Genomic DNA, 23,366 nt, shown 5'->3' with positions numbered 1-23,366 from the left:
ATAATTAATAAATTTATTATATAAATCTATATTATTAAGATAATTTTCCCACCAGCTTTTATTGTTTTTATACCAATCTATTGTTTTATTAAGTCCCTCATTTATATCAACTTCTGGTTTAAAACCCAATGCATTTAATTTTGATGAATCTAATGAGTATCTTAAATCATTACCAGGTCTATCGTTAACACATTTTATCAATGACTCGGGTTTATTCATTATGTGTAATATTTTTTTGACTATTTCAATATTTTCTAATTCAATCTCCGAACCAATATTATATATTTCTCCGTTTTTACCTCTTGCCATAACTTTTATTATACCTTTTACATTATCATCAACATATAACCAGTCACGTCTATTTTTCCCATTTCCGTAAATTGGTATTTTTTTGTCTAATAATGCATATATTATAGTTTTAGGTATTAATTTTTCTGGATGCTGATAAGGACCGTAATTATTAGAGCTTCTAGTAATAGAAATTGGTATTCCATAAGTTTTGAAATATGCCAGTATTAATAAATCCGCCGATGCCTTTGTTGCACTGTAAGGATTATTTGGGTTCAAGCATGAATTTTCATCGAATTTTTTATTTAATGCGTTTCCATATACTTCATCTGTTGAAATATGTATAAATTTTTCAATATTCCTGTTTTCCTTCATATAATCTAGTATATTATATACACCATAAATATTGGAATTTAAAAAATCATGGGCATCAACTATTGATCTGTCTACATGCGATTCTGCAGCGAAGTTTACTATAATATCCACATCCTTCAATGCTTTTTCTATATCTATTTTATTAAATAAATCCCCTTTAATAAATTCTATATTATCATTTTTGATATTATTTAGATTTGATGCATAGGTTAATTTATCAAATACCTTTATATTATAATCATAATTTTTCAATAAATAATTCACAAAATTAGAACCTATAAAGCCATATCCACCGGTAACAAGAATATTTTTTTGCATGGTTCTAATATTAAATGGAATTATAAAATAATTTGCAAAACTTAAAGTAAAGATAATAAATCACATTTTTAATGAAAGGAATAATATTGGCTGGTGGTACAGGTACAAGGTTAAAGGATCTGACAAAGGTAACAAATAAACATCTATTGCCAGTATATGATAAACCAATGATATATTTTCCGATTAATACTTTAAAATGTGCAGATATCGACTCTATATTAGTGGTTACTGACAAAAGAAGGACGACAGATTTTCTTTTGCTTCTTGGAAGCGGTAGTGATTTTGGTGTTAGGTTTACTTATGCACTGCAGGAAAGTGCCAAGGGTATTGCTGATGCCTTAAGCAAGGCCAAAGATTTTGTAAATAATGATGATGTTACAGTTATTCTTGGGGATAATATAATTTTTGGAGATATAAAAGAGTTAAAAGAACCATTAAATAAAAGCTGTAGAATATTTTTGAAAAAGGTTGAAGATCCTGAAAGATTTGGAATTGCCTATGTTAAAAATGGCATAATTACAAAAATAGTTGAGAAACCCAAACAACCAAAATCAAATCTTGCAATAATAGGTTTATATCAATATAAAAGTAATGTTTTTGATATAATTAATAATGTAAAGCCGTCAAAAAGAAATGAATTGGAAATTACAGATGTGAATAAGTATTTTCTGGACAATGATGATATAGAATATAAAATTATAGATAATGATTGGATAGATGCTGGAACCATAGAATCTTTATTTAAGGCAAACGAAATGGAAAGAAAATTTAAAGCTACTGATAAGTATTCTTATTAAAAATATAAAATAATAATAATAAGTATTATTAAATATAAATAATGCAAAATATCTGGTTTACCCTTGTTTAATAAATAGATATTTATTTATATTATAAATAAATACTACTCGCAGATGGAAGATAAAGAAAATCTAATTAAATATTTTTCTGCACCACACATAGATGAAAGAGGTATATTAACAGTTATAACAGATAATATTCCAATAGATAATTTTAAAATTAAAAGAGTTTATTATATAAAAACATTAAATAAAAATGTTATTCGCGGTGGTCATGCCCATTATAAACAAACTCAGATTTTATATGATATTGAGGGTTTGTTAGAAATAGAATATCATACAAGTATAAATAATGGTTTTTTATTATTAAAAGAATATGAAGGAATAGTTATTAGCCCATTAGTATGGATTAATATTAAAAGCTTAACTAATGAATGCTTATATTTGGTTTTAGCTAATGGAGAATATAATGAAAGTGAATATATTAGGGATAAAAATAAATTTATGGAGTTGATTTCAAATGATAGTTAATTTTCAAAATTTCAAAAGGCTTTATGACGATTTAAAACCAGAGTTGGATAAAAGTTATTATGATACAATGGCTTCTGGATACTATATTCTTGGTAAAAAAGTACAAGAATTTGAAAAGGATTTTTCTAATTTTGTAGGGGCAAAATATTGCATTGGGGTAGCCTCAGGCTTGGATGCTCTAACCATAGCATTAAAATCACTAAATTTAGAGAGAGGAATAGAAGTAATAGTTCCTGCAAATACTTATATTGCTACATTTATTGCAATTATCAGAGCTGGTTATGTTCCTGTACCGGTAGATGCAGACATAAAGACACTACAGATAGATGCCAATTTGATACCAAATAAAATTACTGAGAAAACACGTGTAATTATGCCCGTACATTTATATTATCAGACTCCGGATATGGATATTATCAATGAGATAGCTCATGAAAATAATTTAAATGTTGTTACCGATGCTGCTCAGGGACATGGTGCAAAATACAAAGGAAAAATAGTTGGCTCACTTGCAGAAACTGAATGCTTCAGTTTTTATCCAACAAAAAATTTGGGTGCTATAGGTGATGCTGGTTGCATCGTTACAAGCAATGAGAATATAAGTTATTATTCAAAACTGTTGAGGAACTATGGAGAGAGGAATAATTATGTAAGTGATTTAATAGGATATAACTCTAGGCTGGATGAAATTCAGGCTGGCTTCTTGGACATAAAATTAAAATATCTTAATAAATGGAATGAAAGGCGCAGATATATTGCTAATAGATATTTAAATGAAATACATAATGATAAGATAACTTTGCCAGAAGTAGCTGAATACGCAACTCCAAATTGGTACCTATTCCCGATATTCTCTGAGCAAAGAGAGCATGTAAAATTGGGACTTCAAAAAAAAGGAATTGCTTCCATAATACATTACCCTGTGCCGCCATATTTACAACCTGCGTTGAAATATCTAGATTATAATGAGAAATCATTTCCTAACAGTTATAAAATTGCAAATACAGAGTTAAGCATTCCTATTGACCCATATCTAAGCGAAGATGAAATTACCTATGTTATCGACTCTATAAATAATATATAATGAATTATCAAAATAATTGAGTTGTAATTACTGGACCTTGATCTTAGATAATGATTGCTAAACAAAAATCTTTCTATTTCATGAGGCATTGAGCATAGACTTCCTATAATAGTTGTGTTTTCTTCTTCTATAGCTACCCTTAAGATTCTTTAAAAATCCCATATAATATTCCCTGAAACTGCTATCATTATTTCATTGATCTAAAAACTGTAAGGGTAAATAATAATACAACGTGAATGGTAAATAATAATACAACGTGAATGTGGCATTATATTATTAATTTCATTGAACTATATAATCAGTTTTAATTGAATTATGGCATGATTCAATATCACCATTCTCCTCATGTGCTTCTTTTCTATGTATCCACACTTTATATTCATTGTTTTCAAATAATTATTGAATTCCTTGGATATATACTGTGAATCGTTATCCATTTTTAATATAATATTATCCAGACATAACAACCTTAAATTTCCTTATTATTGAATCATCTATTGCATCCTTAGATTTGCTTGATATATTATAATAAATATAAAAACAATAATAAATTTTTCACTGCTAATTTTCAAATGCTTTTCCAAGATATTATAGGTACATAACTATTAGTTAGTCGTGGACTTATAATTATATAACCTCCCATAAAAGTAGAATGGTTCTTTCTCTTACCATTTGTGCCTTTATTAAATAGAGATAAGTCTTCCTTATTCTCCTGTTATTTCTATTTTTTTATTTTATATATCATTGTCAAATCCTTGATTATCAGATGCCATTTAAAAGCGATTATAAGCGATTTAAAGCATATAAAAATAATTTATGTAAAATTATAACATGCTTATTGAATAATGCCTTATTTGGTAAAATAATTAAATCTATGCTTATTTATCTTTGATTATTGCAATAAAATCGAGAAGTTAGATTAAAAAGAGGTCTTTTTTATACATTTTTTAACTATAATGAAAATATAACTTAGTTTTTAATGGGTCTGTCCGGATTTGAACCGGAGTTTCCAACTCCCGAAGCTGGAAGGATACCAGGCTACCCCACAAACCCTAATGGTTTATTGTAAAAGAATATAAAACATTTATTTATGTAAACATTTATCTTTTGATTAAAATTACTGTTTTAATGATAATTCACAATACACTTGGCCAGAGGGATGAGGTCTTTAAGGAGATTAATAAAAACAGGATTAATATCTTTGTCTGCGGCCCGACCGTTCAGGACGATTTCCATATAGGGCATGCCAGGACAAACATCTTCTTTGATGTAATTGTCAAATTTTTACGTGCCAGGGGATATTCCGTATTTTACCTTCAGAACATTACTGATATCGATGATAAGATTATAAGGAGGGCAAAAGATGAAAATAAAAGCCCGGGGGAAATAGCCGAGTACTATTACAATGAATATTTAAGGCTGATGAACATATTAAGGGTAAACAGCGTCACATACTATGCAAGGGCAACATTATACATAAAGGAGATAATAAGCCAGATACGCAGAATGATAAATAAGGGATATGCATATGAAACATCAGACGGTGTTTATTTTAATGTGCGCAAATTTAAGGATTATGGAAAATTATCAAATCAAAATCTAAATGAGATCATTGAGAATGCACGCGGGGTAATCAACGAGGATAAAAAACATCCTGAGGATTTTGCACTGTGGAAGAAGATGAAGCCCGGGGAACCATACTGGGAATCCCCTTGGGGTAAGGGCAGGCCGGGATGGCACATAGAGGATACAGCAATAACCGAAACATTTTTTGGATATGAGTACGATATCCATGGTGGCGGGTCAGATTTAATATTCCCACACCATGAGGCCGAGATTGCCCAGATGAGGTCAATAAGCAACAGGAAGTACCTTGCAAGGTACTGGATACACACGGGCATGGTCAACGTAAACAAGGAAAAAATGTCAAAGTCATTGAAGAATTACATAAAAATTAAGGACATACTCAAGGATTATTCACCCGAGGTTTTAAGGTTTGCACTGATTAATTCGAATTACAACACATCAATTGAGTACTCACTTGAATTAATGAACCAGTCAAGGGAGAGCGTTGATAAAATCAATACAATATACAATAAATTAAAATCAATAAATTCAGATAACGGTTCATTTGACATAAACTACGATGCATACATTAATTCATTCAATAACATAATGGAGAATAATTTTGACACGAGAAGGCTCATAACGGAGCTTCTTGAATTCGTGGGCGTTTTAAATAAAAATTATGAAAATATATCATATAATACGGCGCAGAAGGCACTGAAAATCCTGGATTATTTAAACAGTTTCCTTGACATATTATATGGTTCTAAAAAAATAAACACAGATATTATAGATTCATTGATATTGATCAGAAATGAATTGAGGAAAAATAAATTCTATGATTTATCTGATTTAATAAGAAAGAGCCTTCAGGATGCTGGAATATATATTGAGGACAACGGCGATAAGACAATATGGTATGCAAAAGATTAATAATGAAATAATATATTTTTTATCATGGAACAGAATAATGTGATATTAATAGTCGATATGATCAATGATTTCGTCACCGGAAAATTCGGCAATAAAAACTCATTGAATGCTGCGAACCGTGCTGCTGATGTATTAAAATATAATAAAATGCCAGTTGTTTTCGCCCGAGACTTCCATATTAAGAATGATCCAGAATTCCGTGTCTGGGGAGAGCATGCATTAATGAACACACCAGCGTCTGAAATATATGAAAAATTAAAAAAATACCCTGATTTTATTGTTAATAAAAGGCATTACGATGCATTCCATGACACGGACCTTGATTCATTATTAAGATTTTTAAATGCAAAAAAGCTTTATTTATTTGGAATCAGCACTGATATATGCGTTATGCACACCGCCTCAGGCGCATTCTACAGAAATTATGATGTAACAGTTGTATCAGATCTCTGTGCATCAATAGATGAAAATAACCATGAGGATGCCCTTAAAAAAATTAAAATAAACTATGGGTATAACTCAATAGATTCAGAGGAATTTAAAGGGGTTATTAAAAATGAGTAAATTCGTTATGGCCGGTGAGGATGAAATACTGAATGGCGATGTCACCGATGTGTACTTTGATTACACAAAGGAATATTTAAAAAAACTGGATAAAAACCCTGTGGTCACCATGGAGGTTACAGCCCCATCGGCAGAGTATGATTATATAAACTTCACGGGCCTCAATGATGTTATATCATTGCTGGAAAATAAGAACATAGATTTATACGCAATACCGGAGGGAACAGTGATAAGGAACAGGGACGATGCGGGTGTTCCCGTTCCATTTATAAGGATAACCGGGCATTACCTTGATTTTGCAGAATACGAAACCCCCATACTTGGATTTATATGCCAGGCATCGGGCATATCATCATACTCATCATTAATTAAAAAGATGCTTGGTGATACGCCATTTATATCATTCGGAATACGCAGGATGCATCCGGCAATAGCGCCAATGATTGACAGATCTGCATACATCGGTGGCGCCTCTGGCGTATCTGGAGTTATAAGCGGAAAAATATTGGGGATCACACCATCCGGAACAATGCCACACGCACTGTCATTAATACTTGGCGATGACCTTGCATGGAAAACCCAGCATGATAACTCTAGGTTCAGGGTTTTTTTAATAGACACATTCATGGATGAAAAATTCGCCGCCATAAAGGCTGCGGATGAATTTCCCGATATAGATTATATAAGGCTTGATACGCCATCGTCAAGGCGCGGCAATTTTATAAATATCATAAGGGAAATAAGGTGGGAGCTCGATTTAAGGAACCATAAAAATGTAAAAATCATGGTATCAGGAGGAATATCCCTTGATGATGTTATTCCATTAAAAAATGCCGGTGTATCCGCATTCGGCATAGGAACATCAATTGCATCGGCCAAAACCGTTGATTTTGGCATGGACATAGTTAACATCGAAGGAAATAATATAACAAAGCGCGGGAAATTCTCCGGCATAAAAAACGTTTTAAGGTGCGATGCCTGCGGTAGCACAAGGGTTGTAGACAATCAAATCAATGAGATGCCGTGCTCATGCGGGGGTACCATGAGGAATATACTCGTAAGGTACATATCATCGGGAAAAATTAATATAATGGAGGATATAAATAAAATAAGGGAAAGGTCTTTAAACCAGATAAATAAATTTATGAATTTATAATGAAAAATCTCCAAGGTTGTCAAGATTTTTCCTGTATTTTGTGTACATTATTATTACAATTGCAAATATGGCAATAACCCATAATAATGAACCGTAAACACCGTATATGTATGGTGCGCTTAAATCAAAGTAAACTGCGGCGGCTATTGCAGCTATTAATGTTATGCTTGATATTCCGGGTATTATTATGTGCCTTACAATGTGTGTTTTCTGATTATTCTTCTTCAGGAAGAAATATAATGATGTGTTTGTTAAAATATGAACTATGTATGTAATTGGAGACTCAAGTATTAACAGGAATACAGATGCATATAGAAGCGCGTCTATTGGCCTTCCAGGATAAATGTATTCAAAGGCAAGGCCCGTGGATAAAACAATTGCAAGCGCCAGCACAGTAATGAATATCACGGCATATACCGGAACGCCCCTGGTGTTTGTCCTTGACAGCCTTTCAGGTATGACATGCTCCCTTGATAATGAGAATAAAACCCTAGTTGCATTTGTTCCGAGCGATACTGTTGCTGTGAAAAATGAATTTATTACAATTATTAATAATATAATAAACGGTATTGAGCTGAATGCGCCAAAATCATTTTTATAAATTGATAGAACAGGGTATGCCCCTATGCCCGATCCTGTTCCAAAATTAACCATATTTGAGAATCCCCATGATATTACCTCTGAGTACGATGCAAGTATGATTGTTACACCCAGCACAAGTATGCTTAATATAATTGATAACGGCACATTCCTCTTAGGGTTTTTGGTCTCCTCTGCAATTGGTATTGAACCGCCAACGCCCACAAAGGTTCCGATGGCATAAACCATCATCGCCGCAAGTATGATAAAATTGCCGCCCACGGGTATTGCCGTGAATGGTGTGAATGTTACCGAGGATGCATGTGATAGTATTAAATATATTGATGTTCCGATGAAGAATAAAACCTCTATAAATATTGCATATGAAACATACCTTAATGATGGCTTAATCCCCTTGTATATTAAAACGCTGACAAACAAAATAAAAATAACACTTACCGGAATCCACAAAACATTGATGTATGGTATTGTTATGCCAAGGCTGGGCAGAATTGCGTAGGCAAAGCCCACAAAGCCAAGGATTCCAAATCCTGTAAAGCTCAGTATCTGGTAGCTTATATATGACAGTGCCGTTGTCAATCCAAATGACCTCCCAAGGCCATTTGCAACAAATGTGTAGTAACCGCCCGAGCTTGATAGATATTTTGAAAATTCATATGATGAATAGCTCATCATTGAGTAAACAATCAGTGCCATGAATAAAATCAATGGAATTGAGAATGAACCATCCGGGTATCCAGAAAATGTAAAGGTCAGCAATGCGGCGGTTCCCGCAACATAAAGGACAATTGTGCCACCGGGCGCGTTCAGGCCAATTGCCTGGGAAACAGCATGCCTCAGGGTCAGCTGATTAAATTTTAAATGCCTATAACCTTCCTTAACGTGAGAAATATTTTTTTCTTCTGTCACGTAATACTTAATATATGATTCGTATTTGAATTTTATCATTTATCAGTGAATATAAATCCTGAATTATTTGCATTATTTTATTTGTATTATAATTTTACATTATTAAGAAAAATGGCATAAAATAAAACCCATGGAAAGTTTAAAACACATTATATTATTACAAATTTATGGCAGTAAATAATATTAACGATATATCATTCAATGATAGAAGGAAATTTGCTGTAAAACTTATTGATGATATGCTTCAGACATTAACACCAGAGAATGCAATAAATAATGTTTTTAATGTTAACATAAACATGTATAAAAATGTATATTTAATAGGATTCGGCAAGGCATCGTTCAGGATGTATTCCGGGATAAGGCCAAAAATTATTAACAAACTAAGATACGCCGGAATAATAGTACCCGAGGATGAGGTCATTGGCCATAATTTCACCGAGCTCAGAATTTACAGGGGCACACACCCATATGTTAGCAATACCTCTGTAAATTCATCAATTGAACTCTTAAGGCCATTAAAAAATTTAAATGAGGATGACCTGGTCATAGTTTTAATCTCTGGCGGCGGTTCATCGTTATTTGAAATACCCGAGGATAATGTCAGCGTTGATGATATAATGGAGATATCAAAAGAGATCATGAACTCCGGTGGTAATATATATGACCTGAACATAATCAGGCTCGGACTTTCATCTGTAAAGGGCGGCAAGCTTGCCTCATATCTGTATCCGGCACATGTTAAATCCTATATTATATCTGATGTTTTTTACGATGACCTGGGCATTATTGCATCAGGCCCGCTTGTCAGGGAGGATTATTCAGATGATGTGCAAAAAATTTCTGAAAAATACGTTAAAAATCCAGGGCTGAGGGATTTTATTAATAAAAATTACAGGAAGAATAGCCTTGATATGAAATATTATGAAAGGATTGAGAACATTATTATATTAAAAAATAAGGATTTTGTTGATTATTTATATAAAAATCTGGACTCAAATTCTGTCTCACTGGGAAGCAACATAAACGGCGATGTCAATGACGTTTCTAATTATTTAATAAATATATTAAGAAACATTTATTCAGTAAAAAGATCAGGCTTCTGGTTTGTATGCGGTGGAGAGACCACGGTGAATGTAAAGGGTAACGGCATCGGGGGAAGAAACGAGGAATTATGCATGAAAATGCTTAAGTTATACAATAACGATGAGCAGTTCCTGTTTTTGAGCATTGGCACGGATGGCATTGATGGCCTGAGCCCTGCTGCGGGTGGAATTGTAGATAATTTTACAAAAATAGAAAACATTGATGATTACCTTAAAAACAATGACAGCTACAACGCACTTAAACCAGGGAATATTATTATGACCGGCAGGACCGGAAATAATGTTTCTGATATTATTCTTGGTTATTATAATAAATTTAACAATTTTTAAATATTACTTATAATTTTAGATTTGATTGTTATGGAGGAACTTTTGTGCAACATCGAATTTGAAAAGAATGAGGATGGATACACCGCCAGGCTCAGGACCGATATGGGTGGTTTAAGGGAATATAACGGATTAACCATGGAGGACGTCATAAATCAGGTAATAATGGAGCTCCAGGAGGAATTTTCTTAAATATTGATTTAATTTTTTGAATTAAATTTATCATTTATGGTGGGCATCAAAAAAATATTTTAGGAATCCCATGATAACCACCTGATATACTTGAATTCAAATCAATGGAATATTGTATATAATATATTCGACCATGATGTTAAATACTATGTCAATAAAATAAAATCAATAAAAAATATTAATAAAAAACCCGAAATGGCAAGAATCCATTTCAGGCATAATTATAATGGTGTAAAAAAAATACCGGTAATACACGATGATCACAACAGCGTTGATTATATATCCAGCGCGCTTGTAACATCACGTGGATTAAACGGAATAAGCATGCATAGAATAGAGATCAGGCATAATATGGCATACATATTCATTGCCGACAAAAAATTATCAAATTTTTTATACTCATCAGGGAATAATTATATAGATGTAAATATATTCAATACATTTTCAATAAAATACATACTTGCGGCGGCACTTCACATTGAGGACAAATTAAATTTTGTTTTAAATTATGATGATGACAATCGTTTTATTGATTTCCTTGTTCCAAAGAATATAAATTTTTTAATAAAAGCAAGGATATATAAGGAAACAAAAATTTTTATGGAGGATATATCATTTGGCGATGAGCCGGTGGCAACCCAGATGAAATATAATAAAATAAAGATTTTTAATATAAAATATAACTCAAGGAGGTGCCTTGGCATTGTGCAGGGCGGTGATATCCATAAATTTTTGTTTGATATATCAGGGCTTTATAATAATTACCGGTATAAATTATGATTATTTTTTAAGGTAAATGTATATTATATCACCATTATCCTTATATTTATACATTTTAAGCCCTGCATTTTCTGCCAGGGTTTTTATTGCCGCCTCGCCCATGGGGAATTTTTCTCTCAATGCCTTTATCTGTATCTCCTCGCCGTCATCAAGGTCAAAATAAAGACCCTTAAAATAGGCTTTTAAATAATTTTCGGGATCACCGCCGCATACAACGCCGGTCTGATCATCGGTTCTCATATATGTATATTTCATCATGGCACTTATTGTTTTTCAAAGTTTAAAAATAAATTATCTGTGAAGATAATAGCCGGTGCATCCTGATTTATTTATGTAACCGTAGCGTTCCATCTGTGCAACGCCGTTCAATGATTCTGCAAGCGGTTCAAGCTTTCCAGAATCAACAGTGCCATCCGGCCTGTAAACCTTAAAATCAATGGAATTTACCGGGCACCAGTGTATTACCCTTAATTTCCTGCGGCCATCGTCCGGGACATATGAAATTTTACCGCCGGCCTTTCTGGCCATGCACAGGTCCTTTAATCTTATGTACTCTCCCTCATCAATGCTGTTTAAATCATTTTCATCGATGTAAATATCAGAATTAACATGAAAATCATACTCCCTGAAGCCAAGATCGGGCCTCTCAGGGTGATATGGAACATGGCTTTTAAGATCAATATTATTTTCAAGATTGATTTTAACAGGATTATTCACAAAGAAGAACCTCATTGATTTATAATCTATGATCTCGCGGTCTATGGAATCAAAGATATCCCATGAGAAAACGGCATTGCTCTCCCTCATGCCGGACATTATCCAGTACCTTCTGAATGTCTCCGGGCTGTATCCCCTCTTTCTTAAAGCCATTAATGTTCCAAGGCGTACATCATCCCAGCCTGTGTACCTTCCTGTCCTTATTCCCTCCTTTATTGTGCTTGTCTTTAATACGGAATCTGGTATTTTGATAAACCCGTAATGGTAGTATTCTGGCTCCTTCCAGTTATTTGCCCTGAATACATACCTCTGCTTTTCAGTATTTACCAGATGGTCTATTCCCCTTATTACATGTGTTAACCCAAGGAGGTGGTCGTCGATTGATACTGAAAAATTCATGGTCGGGTATAAAACGTATCTATCACCGGTTAATGGATGCGGTGTTTTGTTTATTCTGAATGCAATCCAGTCCCTTATGGATTCATTTGGATGGTTCAGATCGGTCTTCATCACAACAGCGGCCTGGCCCTCATCATAATAGTTATTTAAAAGCCTGTCAAATTTCTCCTCATTTTCCTCTGGTGATGCATTTCTTTCTGGAACAGCCAGTGATTTCATCTTCATGTCATGGAAATATTTTTGATCCCTTTCTATGACATACAGATGCCCGGATTTTATCATATCCCTAGCATACCTGTAATATATCTCCATCCTTGATGATTGTATCACACTTTTTGTAACATTCACGCCAAGCCACTTCAAATCCTCCGGTATTAACTGGTATGCATCTGGGTCAATGTTGTCCGGATTCGTATCCTCTATTCTTAATATTAATTCACCACCGTACCGTTTTACATACTCATCATTGAGTATTGCCATCCTTGAATGCCCAATATGCAGGGGACCTGATGGCGATGGGGCCATACGCATTACAACCCTTCCGTGGACATTCCTCAATTCGGGCAGTTCGTGTTTTTCCTCCCTTTTTTCCTTAATCAGGAATTCAGGGTATTCATTTGCAACAATCTCATCGATTTTTTCCCTTCCCAGTGAATTAATCTCATCAACCATTTTTTTAACATCAGGTATTAAATTCTTTATGTTCTTTTTAATCTCAGGATTCTCTGATATTAGCTTGCTCACAACGGATGAAACATCAGCCCTGCCATCATGAAGATACGCATTTTTAATTGCCTGCCTTCTAATTTCCTGATCCATAATAGCCATTCACCTCTGATTCTATAATTTCCATTAATGGTTTGATCCCATCGGGTATTTTAGTGCTTACAGCTATATCCTCAACCCTCTGACTTATATCTATTTTTGTCTGTATCCTGTATATTTTATTGCTAAATGAATTTTTTATTTCGCTGTACAATTCTTCCTGTTCATCCACAGTATATTTTGTTGTTCCTGAATAGTCCATGAGGAATAATATAATTCCATCTATCTTTGAGAGTGCTATAATGGATTTCTTTTCAATATCATTCCTTTTGTCCATGGTGCGGTCAAGTATTCCAGGGGTGTCTATGAACTGCGCCCTCCTGTTATTAAAATGCCTGTAGGCTATCAGGATATCCCTTGTTGTAAATGGATACTCTGCTATTTCTGGATTGCTGCCTGTTATCTCATGCAATAAGGAACTCTTTCCTGTATTTGGCATTCCTGCAAGAATGAATGTTGGTATGTTCATGATAATGCCGGGCAGCCTTTTTAAGTAATTGCGGCATTCACCCAAAAATAAAAGGTCATTTCCTATATTATTAACAAGTGATGAGTACCTCCCGTAATAGCTCTTCATTATGGAATTTATATCATCAATTGTCCTTGCATATTTTAATTTTTTTATATAAAATGTGCTTAAATCCTTGATTTTTTCTGATGTCCACTGCACCTTGCCAAGGCTTAACTTATATTTATTAACATCAAACATGAGGTCTATCAGGCTGTAATAAAACGGATGAACAGCCTCAATCGTTGGAAATTTTTTTATTAATTTATCAAAATGGCCTGTTGATATGCTCTCTATTGTTGATATTCTGTCAATTACCTCCTTTCGAACCTTATCCTCCTTTTTCGGAAAGTAGGGCTCAACTATATTCGATGCCTTTTTGAATGATTTGTCAATAATCTCCTGCGATCTTAACACTGTTGGTATATATTCAAACACATTGCATTATGTCATTGACCTTAATATCCTTTTCATTTTTTATTGCATTGCATTTTATAAAAGATTTCTTAAATTAATTTTAAATATTTTTATACGATTAAACGCCATGAATATTGATGACGCATTCCTGTATGACCTGAAATACGGGGATCTAAGTGCAAAATTTATTGATAATGTTTTTCTGTGTCACCGAGGACACATACATGAATGAGGATATTCACGCGATTATAGAAAGGCTGGTTAATTCAGGATATTTACTCTATTCCGGAAAAAGGTTTGGTGTCAAATGCAAATACTGTGGCTATGATAAATTCTATGCAATTCCGTATAATAAGGAAACAAATACTCCGGTTGAGAATAGTATAGACAAAATTGATATGGGCATTATTGGATATTCATATGTCTGTGGTGCCTGCGGAAAGCTTAACCAGCCAGGTGATTCATGGTCAGATTATGATTCATACTCATTATCTGATAAAAATAATGCTGTTGTCGAGGCTACATATTCATTTAAAAAAATTCTTGATGAGAGCAATCTTGTGCATGAAATGAAAAAAGTATTGAAGTCATCTTATCACCAGCATATTTTCAATATTTCGATTCAGAAAGATTTTGAATATATGGTTGATATCTATGAAAATGCAAATTTAAAGGATACAATTGAAATGACGAATCCAATCAAAAGGGAGTATCCATCAAAGAAAATTGCAATTTTTAATATTACAAATCAATATACCAGAAAGAAAGCCACTGAGTTTATTATGAATTTTTGGAATTTAAATACAAATATTCAATAAATAATATTTTTTGAAACATTTTTAGAACTAAATATTTATATGTTAAATACACATATACATAAATATGGGGTTTGTAAATATAATAATACATGATGAAACAAGAGAAAAATTAAACAAATTAAAAAATAACCCGAGGGAAAGCTATAATGATGTTATAGTAAAATTAATAAATGAACATGATAGAAGCAAGGAAGAATAAAATAAAAGATTCGTTAAATAAAACCAAAATTAAAAGAAAATCTCAATCAGCAGTAATTATAAAAGCAAAGCTCGACAGTGATAAGCTAAATACCAGCACATTAAGGATATTAAGGAGAATATTTTTGGAGGCTAAATGGTTATACAATTATATTATAAATAAGGAATTTAACAATGATATTTTTAATATGGATTATAAGGTAAATAAAGTACCAGTGTATGTAAAGGACCATTATGAAATAAGGGATTTAAAATATTTATCATCACAGATTAAGGAAGAAATTATTGATAGAACCATGGATAATATTAAAGGATTATCAAAATTAAAGGAAAGGGGATATAAAACAGGGAAATTAAAATTTAAAAAATATATAACATCAATACCATTGAAACAGTATAACAATACATATAAAATAATAAACAACAATTATATTAAAATACAGGGAATAAAGCAGAAATTAAAGGTAAATGGATTATATAATTTAAATATATTGGAACCGGCAAATGCATTGTTAATAAATAAAAACAATGATTATTATATTTACATAACAGCATATAAAAATAAGTACATTTTAGACAAACCTATAAATAAACAAAAAATGGTATCAGTTGATTTGGGAATTAAAAATCAATTAACATTGTCCAATGGTTTAATAATAAATTATGGCATACCAAAATCCAAAAGAGAAAAAAGAATTCAGAAAAGATTATCTAAAAAGGTTAAAAACTCTAATAACTATTATAAGCTGAAGAATAGACTCAATATAGAGCAGACAAAAAACGCTAATAAAAGAAAGGATACAGTAAATAAAATAGTCCATTATCTATCATCAAACTATGATATAGTAATAACACAGGATGATAATATTAATTCATGGAAGCATCTCTTTGGCAAGAGAACAGAATCCACCAATATGGGTGGAATTAAGGAGGCACTTAAACATAAGGCCTCAACATTTATATTACTGGACAGGTTCTTACCAACAACCAAGGAATGCTCCAAATGCCATAATAAATACAATATAAATTTAAATGATAGAATATATAAATGCCCTAATTGTGGTTTTATAATTAATAGGGATTATAATTCAACATTAAATGATCTATATTATGGAATTATAAAAATAAATGAACTATTAAGAAATAAATATAATAAATTAAAAAGATATTTTAATGAACTTAATTTAAATATAAATGTACCTGTGGAGCATAGGGAATTTACGCCTGTGGAGACCTTCACCTCTGTCCCTGAAGGGATTAATATAAGCCCGTATGTAAGGATAAGTGTGGTCGATGAATCAGGAAGCCTCATTGCCTTGGCATGAGGTAGCTCACAAAATATAATATAAAAAGGCTTGTAATAGACTCAATAGAACCACTGGAAATAAATTCAAACGAGGAAAGCATAAGATACCTGTTTAATGAATTAAGAAACCTTGACTGCGTTATAGTTGCAACAAAATTCATTAACATTATAAATTCAAATCCAATCGAGGATATGTTTTTCATCGGCATAGCCGAAATAGGCACCGTAATCGATGTTAATCTAATAAAAAACGTTTTTATAATCAAAAAATTTAGCCTGAGGGATAATTCAAAAAGGATCTTTGAATTCAACATAACCCCGGATGGCAGGCTCGAATTAAAGTGAGTACATGAAGATAAGGCCATATATCCTTGCCTTTTTTTCATTAATAGCCATACTTCTTTATTTATACTTTTTAATATATTCCTTAATATTATTTGATAAAACACTAATTGAAAGAATTCTTAGCATTATTTTAATATTAATCAACGGATTTTTTATAATGCATTCACTTTCATATTTGTATTATTATGTTACGGCATCAACAAAATATGAGAAAACTGTAACATATTATTTCAGCAGGTATTTTCCGTTCCAGACCTCTGTATTTATAGCAACATTTAATGAATCCCCAGATGTTCTGGAAAACACAATGTTGAATGTAAAACTGATGTGCCGCAGGGGGAATGGCATACCGTATATACTCGATGATTCAACCGATAGGAATAAGCAGGCTGCAATTATGAACCTTGCAAAAAAATATAATTTCATTTATGTGCACAGGGAAAACCGCAGGGGTTACAAGGCAGGGGCATTAAACGATGCGCTAAAAACAATAAACACAAGGTATTTTGCTGTTTTTGATGCTGATCAGAACCCACTGCCTGAATTTTTAACAGAAATACTTCCAATTATGGAGGAGGACGATAAAATAGCATTGATACAGGTCCCACAGAGGTATGTGAATAATAATACCCATGTTGCAAAGGGTGCAAACGACATACAGGAGGTTTTTTACAATTTTATAACGCAGGGAAAAAGCCTTGAGGATAGCATGTTTTCATGCGGTTCAAATGTACTGTACAGAACGAGCATAATTAAAAAAGTTGGCGGATTTGATGAACAGAATGTAACCGAAGACCTGGCAACGTCAATTAAAATACATGAGGCAGGTTACAAGACCATTTATTATAACCGGCCACTTGCATCTGGTGAGGCACCGGAAACGTTAAACTCTTATTTTATTCAGCAGTCAAGGTGGTCACAGGGTTCCATGGCCATATTTTTCAGGGTTCTAAAACTTCTATTTAGAAGAAAAAAATTAACAATAAGGCAGAAAATTGGATATCTTGTGACCACATCATGGTATTTTGTTGGTACCGTGAACATTATTATGCTCTTATTTCCCCTGTTATTCATATTTTTTAACATTGTATCAATTATTACGCCAAAAATATACATCTTTATTCTTGGATTTTATATAATATTTGAATTCTTTGCATTTTCCATAACAGTATACAGCATTAATAAATCGATTGTTCCCGTTTTAAGAAATATTTCACTGACATTTATAACAAGCCCTGTGTTTGTTAAATCAGCGTTTTATGCACTAATAGGAAAAAGGACATCATTTAAGGTAACCCCAAAGGGGGATTCGACAAAAATACCCATAAAAGGAATCTGGCCAAATATTTTAATGATATTTTTAACATTATCAGGGACATTTTATTCATTATACAGATATATATTTACAGGCCTAATACAGTATGTTTTTAATGGAATTTTTTTAATATATTTCACAATTCTGGGCTTAACAATATTTTATTATAACAAATAATTACTGCTTCATAAATCTAAAGAGAAGAATTATTGCTATTATTCCGAATATGTTAATTATTAAAAGCGGAAGTGATACCTCATATCCGAGGAATCTTGAGAACATGAAGTAAACATATATGGTTGTTACACTCTGAACCATAAATATTAATGAAATTATTATAATCTGTGAATATATTTTGGCACCGGTTTGTTTATATGACCTGAGAAAAACCAAGAATATAGAAAGGAACAGTATAAATTCAGCCGAAATTAGCCCTATATTGGATATCCATAATAATTCCATCTTTTGTTCACCATAAATTATATTATACTTATAAAATAAAAAAATAGATAATAAAATTTTTCATTCAATCTCTTTTAATCCACCCTTTCCTATTATTTTAAATGTTTCGCTTATTATTTCAAAGTGGGGTGTTGTTGAATGCGGGCTCATGTTTTCATATTCCAGCGAGTATGTTGTATTTATGTAGAATGGCACACCTGTGTTGTTTAATAATACAAACTGCAGGAAATTGGAGGTTACATTTACATAATTTCCATGCACGGTAATTACCGGATTATTTGTAGTATTGGTTGACGCATAGAACCAAACTGCACTCCACATTCCAAAGAATTTGCCCCATGTTGTGTTAATGCTTGAATATCCATGGTATACACCATTTAATGGGCCTCCAATCCAGTATAATGTTGCATTGCTTGCATACTGCTTCATTATTAATGACTGGTTTTCAATTGCTATCTGATTCCAGTGGTTCATTGCCATGCTATCAACCTCTGTTGTTGATAAATTCTTAATCTCCTTGTTATCATGTGCTATTGTTGAACCATCCGTGTACATTACGGCTATCAAAACGCCTGCAAAAATCACGGTTAGGACTATAAATATTACACCAATTACCTTCCAGTTCATGGTTATCATTAAATTTATAAAATATCTATATATACCTTTATTTCAAAGTTATATGCAAATTATATGCCAATTATTTATAATTTTTAATTATTTCCTCTATTATATCAAAATGTTTATCATAGTAATCTGATAAAAAATAAACAGAGCCATAGCCATTTCCCATCCTTTTTATTATGTTATTATTAAGCAAAACCTTTACATGGTGCTCTGCAGTTCTATAATTTACATTAAGGTCCTCGCTTAATTTATAGAGGTTCTCTGGATTTTTCCTCAAAATTTTTATGATTTCTATTCTTTTTTCGCCACCCCTTGTGGCTATTAGAAGCCACCAGAGGATTTTTCGGTATTCATCAGAAAAATCCATTGGCTTATTATTAAAATTTTCATATTAAATTTATCTCTAAGTATTGGATTAACACTTTATATTTTGCAACTAAAATTTTTTATATTTTTCCTTATGAGTATCTTTAATGCAATGCGAACAAAAATTTAAATAATAATATAAAATTAATTAATATGTCATCAAAAAGCTGTCCTAATTGTAAGGTTGATATGGATGAGATAGGGAATATGAATTTTAGGGTTGGTGGATTTACAGGTATAGGGGGAATGTTTCTCGGTGGCTGGAATGACCTTGCAGAGACCACACAGACCTTTACACTTTACCGGTGCCCCCAGTGTGGCAGAATTGATTTTTATGAGCCGCAGCCAGATCAATTTGGCAATCAAAAGGAGAAAAAGCACCACTTCCTTTGATCAACAAATATAATTTTTTAAAAATAAATTTAGGGATTTTTTAAGGCATTTTTTATTTCGATTTTAATTATATTCATATAATAATTATATTCATCATCATTTTGATATTTCTGCCTGGGCCACATAAATCCACGGAGGCCATCACCACGATTTCTAGGTATAATATGAATATGGAACCTATCAACACTCTGGCTCACAATATTGTTGTTTATAATTAAAATGCCATCGCATTTAATTGCATTTTTTACCGCTGTTGATATAAGCTTTACATTTTTGGATATTATCGAGAGAACATCTGGTGGAATTTCAAAGATATTTTTATAAAAATTTAATGGCACGAGAAGCACGTGGCCCTTAAAAACAGGCCTTATATCGAGAAATGCAAATGAATATTCGTCTTTAAATAATATTTTATCATTATCAACAGAAAAATCCATGATATATTATTATATTTAAAAAGAAAAATATTACTGTTTGTTTATTATTTTTATCCCATTTTTTATTTTCGATTCTAATATATTAATAATATTTTTTGCGCTTTCGCCATCAAGGCCGGCATGCCTATTAATATTCTCGTGCATTAAAAGGAATTTGTATGAATTATCACATATGATATTTATATAACCAAGATTCTGATCATCACCTGAATAAAATTCCACAGATTTTATATTATTATAATCTATATGCATATCATAATTATTACTAAGAGGTGCATTGCTGGCACCCGATATCAATTCATTAAGATTTTTCATGAAATTCTGGTAATTGTCCTCTGTTTCAGTTGGCAAAATCGCACCCGGATCATTTAAAGATTCTATAAATCTATCCTCAAGCTTAAACCTTAATTTCTCTGATACATACTTTCCAGAATAAATTCTCTGCAGGTATAAATTATCCAGAAAATGCATATTGTAAACTCCATTTTCAGAAATTGGAAGCAGCCATGCATTTTTTATTATATTATCATCCATTGATGATTATTATTTTAATCTATAAAATTTTTGAGAATTAAAACTAAAGATTTAATAAATACATAAAAATATATTATTGTGGCATTAAACATTAATAAGGAATATTACACAAGGATATTTCCTGAAAATATACCGGAGGAATTAAAAAGCATTGACCACTGGGTTAACTGGAGGATTATAGAAATAAAGGGGAAGATCACAAAGCCGCCGATTAAGCCCGATGGGAAATTTGCATCGGTGGACGATAAAGGCACATGGTCTGATTTTGATACAGTTTTGGACAGTGCACGGAAAAACCATTTTGGCATTGGATTCGTATTAACGAATGATTACATCGGTCTTGACCTTGACCATGTCATAGATAATAAAAATATCATGGAATGGGCCCAGAATATATTAAAATGGGACACATATTTTGAAAAATCTCCAAGCGGTACGGGCATACGTGGGATAATTAAAGGCGATATTCCCAAATGGTTTGTTAACAGAAAATTTGAGGGTGAATCAAGATTTGAAATGTGGAAAAATCAGAGATATGTTACAATTACCGGTGATGTTATAAAAAACACCAGGATTAATTTTATTGACCTTGAGGAATCATTAAAGAATATAAAGTATAAATACACATAAAATAATTCATTGTGATAATATGGAAAATAAAAATACTGGCTTTGACCTTAAATCAGAGATTTATAACTTTTTAACAAAAAACAGAAATATGGAGTATACTGCAGATGAGATCCTTAAATCAATGAATATAAGCCTCGATGATTATTTCACATTGCACATAGACCTTGCAAGGCTTATCTGGGAGGGTAAAATAAAGTACAGGGACATAATAGATCAGAATGGTAAGATCAAAAGGTTTTATTCCATAGATGAGGGTCCACGGAAATGATATACATAATGATAAGGCATGAAATATCAAGATATCTTATAGCACCTTTATCCTGTGATTATATGTTCCATAAAATAGAATCCATGGACGATAATGAGGTAAGAATTGATTTTTTGATGGTTTATTACATAAGCCGGCAGTTTCTTGACGAATATATAAAGGACAGGCTCAAATCAAAAAAGCACATAATAGAATTAAATGTGCCATATGCTTATAAAAGCAAATTATCCTTTAATTAATTTTTTGTTTCTTAATAATTTTATTCCGGTTATGTATCCACAATTTTTGCACCTTCCATTTGAATCAAGGCCGGTTACCCGTGAATAAAAGCCCCTTCTTGATATGAGCAGGCTATGGCAAACCGGGCAGTATGTGTTCTCATAATTTACCTCATGTACATTGCCGAGGTAAACATATTTAAAGCCCATTGACACTGCCAGATCATGATGTGCAATTAATGTATTTAATGGCGTTTCTGGTATGTTTAACTTATAATCTGGATGGTACCTTAGAAAGCTTACAGGTATATAGGGCCCTGCAATGTTCATAATTTTTTCCAGCATTTTTCTTGCATCATCAAGGCTATCGCCAATATCAGGAATTATTAAATCGGTTATTTCTGTATGTATTCCATAATTAACCGCATTTTTTATTGTATTAAAAATTCCCTCAGCGGATGGAACCGAGATGTATTTATTATAAAAATATTTATTTCCATTGCCCTTAAAGTCAACAGTCATGGCATCCAGAAATTCCGATGCCATTTTCATCGATTCATCTGTTTCATAACCGTTTGTAACAAAAATGTTGATTAATCCATGCCTTCTGGCAATTAATCCTATGTCCCTGGCATACTCCATAAATATGGTGGGCTCATTGTATGTGTATGCTATGCCATCAGTGTTATATTCCATGGCAAGGTTAACAACATCCTCCGGTGTGTAATAAACGCCATCAGCCTTTCTTCTCTGGCTCATATCGTAATTCTGGCAGTAAAGGCAGCCGAAATTGCATCCTGTTGTGCCAAATGATAGTATATCCGCACCTGGATACATGTGCAGCACCGGTTTTTTCTCTATCGGATCAATGTTAAAGCTGTATGGCATATTATACACACTTAAATTCAGATGACCATTAACATTTGTCCTGACACCGCAGTAGCCTGTCTGTCCATCTGATAATCTGCAGTACCTTAGGCAGGCTGTGCACATGATTTTATCATCAATATTTTTGTAAAGTGAAACTTCCATACATTTATAATATTGCTAATTTAATATA

31 protein-coding genes and 1 tRNA gene are annotated in these 23,366 nt (G+C 32.5%); 18 read left to right on the top strand and 14 right to left on the bottom strand.

The window, feature by feature from the left end:
* On the bottom strand, nt 1-981 hold a 981-nt coding region (gene rfbB / locus QXW15_RS06660; RefSeq protein ID WP_342790200.1), incomplete at its 3' end, for a dTDP-glucose 4,6-dehydratase.
* A gap of 71 nt (nt 982-1,052) precedes the next feature.
* Between rfbB and QXW15_RS06655 the strand changes: the two genes are divergently transcribed.
* The 3 genes from QXW15_RS06655 (at nt 1,053) to QXW15_RS06645 (ending at nt 3,393) form a co-directional block, all read left to right on the top strand.
* Nucleotides 1,053-1,778 carry a sugar phosphate nucleotidyltransferase gene (locus QXW15_RS06655; RefSeq protein WP_055040943.1) on the top strand — a complete coding sequence of 242 codons (726 nt, stop codon included), beginning with the start codon at nt 1,053-1,055 and terminating at the stop codon, nt 1,776-1,778.
* A 114-nt stretch (nt 1,779-1,892) separates the two neighbouring features.
* A complete protein-coding gene (locus tag QXW15_RS06650) occupies nt 1,893-2,309 on the top strand; it encodes an FdtA/QdtA family cupin domain-containing protein (protein WP_055032382.1) in 417 nt (138 codons plus the stop codon).
* Nucleotides 2,299-3,393, top strand: coding sequence for a DegT/DnrJ/EryC1/StrS aminotransferase family protein (locus tag QXW15_RS06645; protein ID WP_055032381.1), 1,095 nt, complete (start codon nt 2,299-2,301; stop codon nt 3,391-3,393). The genes QXW15_RS06650 and QXW15_RS06645 overlap by 11 nt, the downstream gene beginning before the upstream one ends.
* A 290-nt stretch (nt 3,394-3,683) precedes the next feature.
* Here QXW15_RS06645 and QXW15_RS06640 read toward each other — a convergent pair whose 3' ends face one another.
* Together QXW15_RS06640 and QXW15_RS06635 are read right to left on the bottom strand one after the other, a co-directional pair.
* Nucleotides 3,684-3,830 (bottom strand): hypothetical protein, encoded by a 147-nt coding sequence (locus QXW15_RS06640; protein ID WP_156318702.1) that lies wholly within the window; start codon nt 3,828-3,830, stop codon nt 3,684-3,686.
* A 543-nt stretch (nt 3,831-4,373) separates the two neighbouring features.
* A tRNA-Pro gene (locus QXW15_RS06635) sits at nt 4,374-4,446 on the bottom strand.
* A gap of 75 nt (nt 4,447-4,521) precedes the next feature.
* Between QXW15_RS06635 and cysS the strand changes: the two genes are divergently transcribed.
* From cysS to QXW15_RS06620, 3 genes are read left to right on the top strand one after another with little or no spacing between them, the layout of a single operon-like run.
* Nucleotides 4,522-5,892, top strand: coding sequence for a cysteine--tRNA ligase (cysS, locus tag QXW15_RS06630; protein ID WP_054964196.1), 1,371 nt, complete (start codon nt 4,522-4,524; stop codon nt 5,890-5,892).
* A 24-nt stretch (nt 5,893-5,916) separates the two neighbouring features.
* Nucleotides 5,917-6,456 carry a cysteine hydrolase family protein gene (locus tag QXW15_RS06625; RefSeq protein WP_054964197.1) on the top strand — a complete coding sequence of 180 codons (540 nt, stop codon included), beginning with the start codon at nt 5,917-5,919 and terminating at the stop codon, nt 6,454-6,456.
* A complete protein-coding gene (locus tag QXW15_RS06620; protein ID WP_054964198.1) occupies nt 6,449-7,612 on the top strand; it encodes a nicotinate phosphoribosyltransferase in 1,164 nt (387 codons plus the stop codon). Before QXW15_RS06625 ends, QXW15_RS06620 begins: the two co-directional genes overlap by 8 nt.
* On the opposite strand, the gene QXW15_RS06615 is transcribed toward QXW15_RS06620, so the two are convergent.
* Nucleotides 7,607-9,121, bottom strand: coding sequence for an APC family permease (locus tag QXW15_RS06615; RefSeq protein ID WP_236689076.1), 1,515 nt, complete (start codon nt 9,119-9,121; stop codon nt 7,607-7,609). The two genes, QXW15_RS06620 and QXW15_RS06615, sit on opposite strands and share 6 nt — an antisense overlap.
* Nucleotides 9,122-9,288: 167 nt before the next feature.
* Between QXW15_RS06615 and gck the strand changes: the two genes are divergently transcribed.
* The 3 genes from gck to QXW15_RS06600 all read left to right on the top strand — a co-directional run bounded on the left by gck (nt 9,289) and on the right by QXW15_RS06600 (nt 11,526).
* Nucleotides 9,289-10,557: a glycerate 2-kinase gene (gene gck, locus QXW15_RS06610; RefSeq protein ID WP_055032540.1), complete on the top strand. Its 1,269-nt coding sequence runs from the start codon at nt 9,289-9,291 to the stop codon at nt 10,555-10,557.
* A gap of 30 nt (nt 10,558-10,587) precedes the next feature.
* The gene (locus tag QXW15_RS06605; RefSeq protein ID WP_169749782.1) at nt 10,588-10,746 is read left to right on the top strand and encodes a hypothetical protein; all 159 of its coding nucleotides are present in this window, start codon (nt 10,588-10,590) and stop codon (nt 10,744-10,746) included.
* A gap of 90 nt (nt 10,747-10,836) precedes the next feature.
* Nucleotides 10,837-11,526 (top strand): hypothetical protein, encoded by a 690-nt coding sequence (locus tag QXW15_RS06600; RefSeq protein ID WP_048101016.1) that lies wholly within the window; start codon nt 10,837-10,839, stop codon nt 11,524-11,526.
* Here QXW15_RS06600 and QXW15_RS06595 read toward each other — a convergent pair whose 3' ends face one another.
* The 3 genes from QXW15_RS06595 to QXW15_RS06585 are packed head-to-tail and all read right to left on the bottom strand — an operon-like array spanning nt 11,527 to nt 14,413.
* Entirely contained in the window at nt 11,527-11,766 is a 240-nt protein-coding gene (locus tag QXW15_RS06595; RefSeq protein ID WP_048101346.1) for a hypothetical protein, read from the bottom strand. It lies immediately after the preceding gene.
* 51 nt (nt 11,767-11,817) lie between these two features.
* Entirely contained in the window at nt 11,818-13,461 is a 1,644-nt protein-coding gene (locus tag QXW15_RS06590; RefSeq protein ID WP_231563394.1) for a glutamate--tRNA ligase, read from the bottom strand.
* On the bottom strand, nt 13,445-14,413 hold the full coding sequence (locus tag QXW15_RS06585; protein ID WP_048101014.1) for a GTPase: 969 nt from the start codon (nt 14,411-14,413) through the stop codon (nt 13,445-13,447). The genes QXW15_RS06590 and QXW15_RS06585 overlap by 17 nt, the downstream gene beginning before the upstream one ends.
* Nucleotides 14,414-14,616: 203 nt before the next feature.
* Here QXW15_RS06585 and QXW15_RS06580 point away from each other — a divergent pair, with 203 nt between their 5' ends.
* The 3 genes from QXW15_RS06580 to QXW15_RS06570 all read left to right on the top strand — a co-directional run bounded on the left by QXW15_RS06580 (nt 14,617) and on the right by QXW15_RS06570 (nt 16,733).
* Entirely contained in the window at nt 14,617-15,210 is a 594-nt protein-coding gene (locus QXW15_RS06580; RefSeq protein WP_048101013.1) for a hypothetical protein, read from the top strand.
* A 64-nt stretch (nt 15,211-15,274) separates the two neighbouring features.
* On the top strand, nt 15,275-15,409 hold the full coding sequence (locus QXW15_RS06575) for an antitoxin VapB family protein (protein ID WP_156150273.1): 135 nt from the start codon (nt 15,275-15,277) through the stop codon (nt 15,407-15,409).
* Nucleotides 15,381-16,733, top strand: a complete 1,353-nt coding sequence (locus QXW15_RS06570; protein WP_342790196.1) for a transposase — start codon at nt 15,381-15,383, stop codon at nt 16,731-16,733. Before QXW15_RS06575 ends, QXW15_RS06570 begins: the two co-directional genes overlap by 29 nt.
* Here the strand turns inward: QXW15_RS06570 and QXW15_RS06565 are convergent.
* Entirely contained in the window at nt 16,717-16,917 is a 201-nt protein-coding gene (locus QXW15_RS06565) for a hypothetical protein (protein WP_054964040.1), read from the bottom strand. The genes QXW15_RS06570 and QXW15_RS06565 overlap by 17 nt on opposite strands.
* Between QXW15_RS06565 and QXW15_RS06560 the strand changes: the two genes are divergently transcribed.
* Nucleotides 16,907-17,059, top strand: coding sequence for a hypothetical protein (locus tag QXW15_RS06560; protein WP_156150355.1), 153 nt, complete (start codon nt 16,907-16,909; stop codon nt 17,057-17,059). The genes QXW15_RS06565 and QXW15_RS06560 overlap by 11 nt on opposite strands.
* A gap of 4 nt (nt 17,060-17,063) precedes the next feature.
* On the top strand, nt 17,064-18,551 hold the full coding sequence (locus QXW15_RS06555; RefSeq protein ID WP_055032501.1) for a glycosyltransferase family 2 protein: 1,488 nt from the start codon (nt 17,064-17,066) through the stop codon (nt 18,549-18,551).
* Here QXW15_RS06555 and QXW15_RS06550 read toward each other — a convergent pair whose 3' ends face one another.
* The 3 genes from QXW15_RS06550 to QXW15_RS06540 form a co-directional block, all read right to left on the bottom strand.
* Nucleotides 18,552-18,836: a hypothetical protein gene (locus tag QXW15_RS06550; protein WP_048102501.1), complete on the bottom strand. Its 285-nt coding sequence runs from the start codon at nt 18,834-18,836 to the stop codon at nt 18,552-18,554.
* A gap of 60 nt (nt 18,837-18,896) precedes the next feature.
* Nucleotides 18,897-19,463, bottom strand: coding sequence for a hypothetical protein (locus tag QXW15_RS06545; protein WP_156150354.1), 567 nt, complete (start codon nt 19,461-19,463; stop codon nt 18,897-18,899).
* Nucleotides 19,464-19,533: 70 nt separating this feature from the next.
* Nucleotides 19,534-19,827, bottom strand: a complete 294-nt coding sequence (locus QXW15_RS06540; RefSeq protein ID WP_048102500.1) for a winged helix-turn-helix domain-containing protein — start codon at nt 19,825-19,827, stop codon at nt 19,534-19,536.
* A 152-nt stretch (nt 19,828-19,979) separates the two neighbouring features.
* On the opposite strand from QXW15_RS06540, the gene QXW15_RS06535 reads away from it, so the two are divergent.
* The gene (locus tag QXW15_RS06535) at nt 19,980-20,219 is read left to right on the top strand and encodes a nucleotide-binding protein (RefSeq protein ID WP_048102499.1); all 240 of its coding nucleotides are present in this window, start codon (nt 19,980-19,982) and stop codon (nt 20,217-20,219) included.
* A 29-nt stretch (nt 20,220-20,248) separates the two neighbouring features.
* Here the strand turns inward: QXW15_RS06535 and QXW15_RS06530 are convergent, their stop codons facing one another.
* Together QXW15_RS06530 and QXW15_RS06525 are read right to left on the bottom strand one after the other, a co-directional pair.
* Nucleotides 20,249-20,656, bottom strand: coding sequence for an HIT family protein (locus QXW15_RS06530; protein WP_048102497.1), 408 nt, complete (start codon nt 20,654-20,656; stop codon nt 20,249-20,251).
* A gap of 30 nt (nt 20,657-20,686) precedes the next feature.
* The gene (locus QXW15_RS06525) at nt 20,687-21,190 is read right to left on the bottom strand and encodes a hypothetical protein (protein WP_054963930.1); all 504 of its coding nucleotides are present in this window, start codon (nt 21,188-21,190) and stop codon (nt 20,687-20,689) included.
* A gap of 78 nt (nt 21,191-21,268) precedes the next feature.
* On the opposite strand from QXW15_RS06525, the gene QXW15_RS06520 reads away from it, so the two are divergent.
* Genes QXW15_RS06520 through QXW15_RS06510 form a run of 3 tightly spaced genes read left to right on the top strand, consistent with a single transcriptional unit; the run spans nt 21,269 to nt 22,327 of the window.
* Nucleotides 21,269-21,820 carry a hypothetical protein gene (locus tag QXW15_RS06520; protein ID WP_048102494.1) on the top strand — a complete coding sequence of 184 codons (552 nt, stop codon included), beginning with the start codon at nt 21,269-21,271 and terminating at the stop codon, nt 21,818-21,820.
* A 19-nt stretch (nt 21,821-21,839) separates the two neighbouring features.
* Nucleotides 21,840-22,088: a hypothetical protein gene (locus QXW15_RS06515; RefSeq protein WP_048102493.1), complete on the top strand. Its 249-nt coding sequence runs from the start codon at nt 21,840-21,842 to the stop codon at nt 22,086-22,088.
* Complete coding sequence (locus tag QXW15_RS06510; protein WP_054963931.1) at nt 22,085-22,327, top strand: hypothetical protein; 243 nt, start codon at nt 22,085-22,087, stop codon at nt 22,325-22,327. Before QXW15_RS06515 ends, QXW15_RS06510 begins: the two co-directional genes overlap by 4 nt.
* Here the strand turns inward: QXW15_RS06510 and amrS are convergent.
* Nucleotides 22,313-23,338 carry an AmmeMemoRadiSam system radical SAM enzyme gene (gene amrS / locus QXW15_RS06505; RefSeq protein WP_048102490.1) on the bottom strand — a complete coding sequence of 342 codons (1,026 nt, stop codon included), beginning with the start codon at nt 23,336-23,338 and terminating at the stop codon, nt 22,313-22,315. The two genes, QXW15_RS06510 and amrS, sit on opposite strands and share 15 nt — an antisense overlap.
* Nucleotides 23,339-23,366 lie beyond the last annotated feature (28 nt).

It is taken from the genome of Acidiplasma sp. (assembly GCF_038728925.1).
GTDB lineage: Archaea > Thermoplasmatota > Thermoplasmata > Thermoplasmatales > Thermoplasmataceae > Acidiplasma > Acidiplasma aeolicum.
The sequence above is the reverse complement of the archived record's forward strand: the minus strand, read 5'-3'. Positions and strand labels throughout refer to the sequence as shown.

What these genes read in the sequence shown, in the direction of transcription:
- QXW15_RS06655 (WP_055040943.1), top strand. Translation starts at nt 1,053, where the DNA reads ATGAAAGGAATAATATTGGCTGGTGGTACAGGTACAAGGTTAAAGGAT.
- QXW15_RS06650 (WP_055032382.1), top strand. Translation starts at nt 1,893, where the DNA reads ATGGAAGATAAAGAAAATCTAATTAAATATTTTTCTGCACCACACATA.
- QXW15_RS06645 (WP_055032381.1), top strand. Translation starts at nt 2,299, where the DNA reads ATGATAGTTAATTTTCAAAATTTCAAAAGGCTTTATGACGATTTAAAA.
- QXW15_RS06640 (WP_156318702.1), bottom strand. Translation starts at nt 3,830, where the DNA reads ATGGATAACGATTCACAGTATATATCCAAGGAATTCAATAATTATTTG.
- cysS (WP_054964196.1), top strand. Translation starts at nt 4,522, where the DNA reads ATGATAATTCACAATACACTTGGCCAGAGGGATGAGGTCTTTAAGGAG.
- QXW15_RS06625 (WP_054964197.1), top strand. Translation starts at nt 5,917, where the DNA reads ATGGAACAGAATAATGTGATATTAATAGTCGATATGATCAATGATTTC.
- QXW15_RS06620 (WP_054964198.1), top strand. Translation starts at nt 6,449, where the DNA reads ATGAGTAAATTCGTTATGGCCGGTGAGGATGAAATACTGAATGGCGAT.
- gck (WP_055032540.1), top strand. Translation starts at nt 9,289, where the DNA reads ATGGCAGTAAATAATATTAACGATATATCATTCAATGATAGAAGGAAA.
- QXW15_RS06605 (WP_169749782.1), top strand. Translation starts at nt 10,588, where the DNA reads ATGGAGGAACTTTTGTGCAACATCGAATTTGAAAAGAATGAGGATGGA.
- QXW15_RS06595 (WP_048101346.1), bottom strand. Translation starts at nt 11,766, where the DNA reads ATGAGAACCGATGATCAGACCGGCGTTGTATGCGGCGGTGATCCCGAA.
- QXW15_RS06590 (WP_231563394.1), bottom strand. Translation starts at nt 13,461, where the DNA reads ATGGATCAGGAAATTAGAAGGCAGGCAATTAAAAATGCGTATCTTCAT.
- QXW15_RS06580 (WP_048101013.1), top strand. Translation starts at nt 14,617, where the DNA reads ATGAATGAGGATATTCACGCGATTATAGAAAGGCTGGTTAATTCAGGA.
- QXW15_RS06575 (WP_156150273.1), top strand. Translation starts at nt 15,275, where the DNA reads ATGGGGTTTGTAAATATAATAATACATGATGAAACAAGAGAAAAATTA.
- QXW15_RS06570 (WP_342790196.1), top strand. Translation starts at nt 15,381, where the DNA reads ATGAACATGATAGAAGCAAGGAAGAATAAAATAAAAGATTCGTTAAAT.
- QXW15_RS06560 (WP_156150355.1), top strand. Translation starts at nt 16,907, where the DNA reads ATGTTTTTCATCGGCATAGCCGAAATAGGCACCGTAATCGATGTTAAT.
- QXW15_RS06565 (WP_054964040.1), bottom strand. Translation starts at nt 16,917, where the DNA reads ATGAAAAACATATCCTCGATTGGATTTGAATTTATAATGTTAATGAAT.
- QXW15_RS06555 (WP_055032501.1), top strand. Translation starts at nt 17,064, where the DNA reads ATGAAGATAAGGCCATATATCCTTGCCTTTTTTTCATTAATAGCCATA.
- QXW15_RS06550 (WP_048102501.1), bottom strand. Translation starts at nt 18,836, where the DNA reads ATGGAATTATTATGGATATCCAATATAGGGCTAATTTCGGCTGAATTT.
- QXW15_RS06545 (WP_156150354.1), bottom strand. Translation starts at nt 19,463, where the DNA reads ATGAACTGGAAGGTAATTGGTGTAATATTTATAGTCCTAACCGTGATT.
- QXW15_RS06540 (WP_048102500.1), bottom strand. Translation starts at nt 19,827, where the DNA reads ATGGATTTTTCTGATGAATACCGAAAAATCCTCTGGTGGCTTCTAATA.
- QXW15_RS06535 (WP_048102499.1), top strand. Translation starts at nt 19,980, where the DNA reads ATGTCATCAAAAAGCTGTCCTAATTGTAAGGTTGATATGGATGAGATA.
- QXW15_RS06530 (WP_048102497.1), bottom strand. Translation starts at nt 20,656, where the DNA reads ATGGATTTTTCTGTTGATAATGATAAAATATTATTTAAAGACGAATAT.
- QXW15_RS06525 (WP_054963930.1), bottom strand. Translation starts at nt 21,190, where the DNA reads ATGGATGATAATATAATAAAAAATGCATGGCTGCTTCCAATTTCTGAA.
- QXW15_RS06515 (WP_048102493.1), top strand. Translation starts at nt 21,840, where the DNA reads ATGGAAAATAAAAATACTGGCTTTGACCTTAAATCAGAGATTTATAAC.
- QXW15_RS06510 (WP_054963931.1), top strand. Translation starts at nt 22,085, where the DNA reads ATGATATACATAATGATAAGGCATGAAATATCAAGATATCTTATAGCA.
- amrS (WP_048102490.1), bottom strand. Translation starts at nt 23,338, where the DNA reads ATGGAAGTTTCACTTTACAAAAATATTGATGATAAAATCATGTGCACA.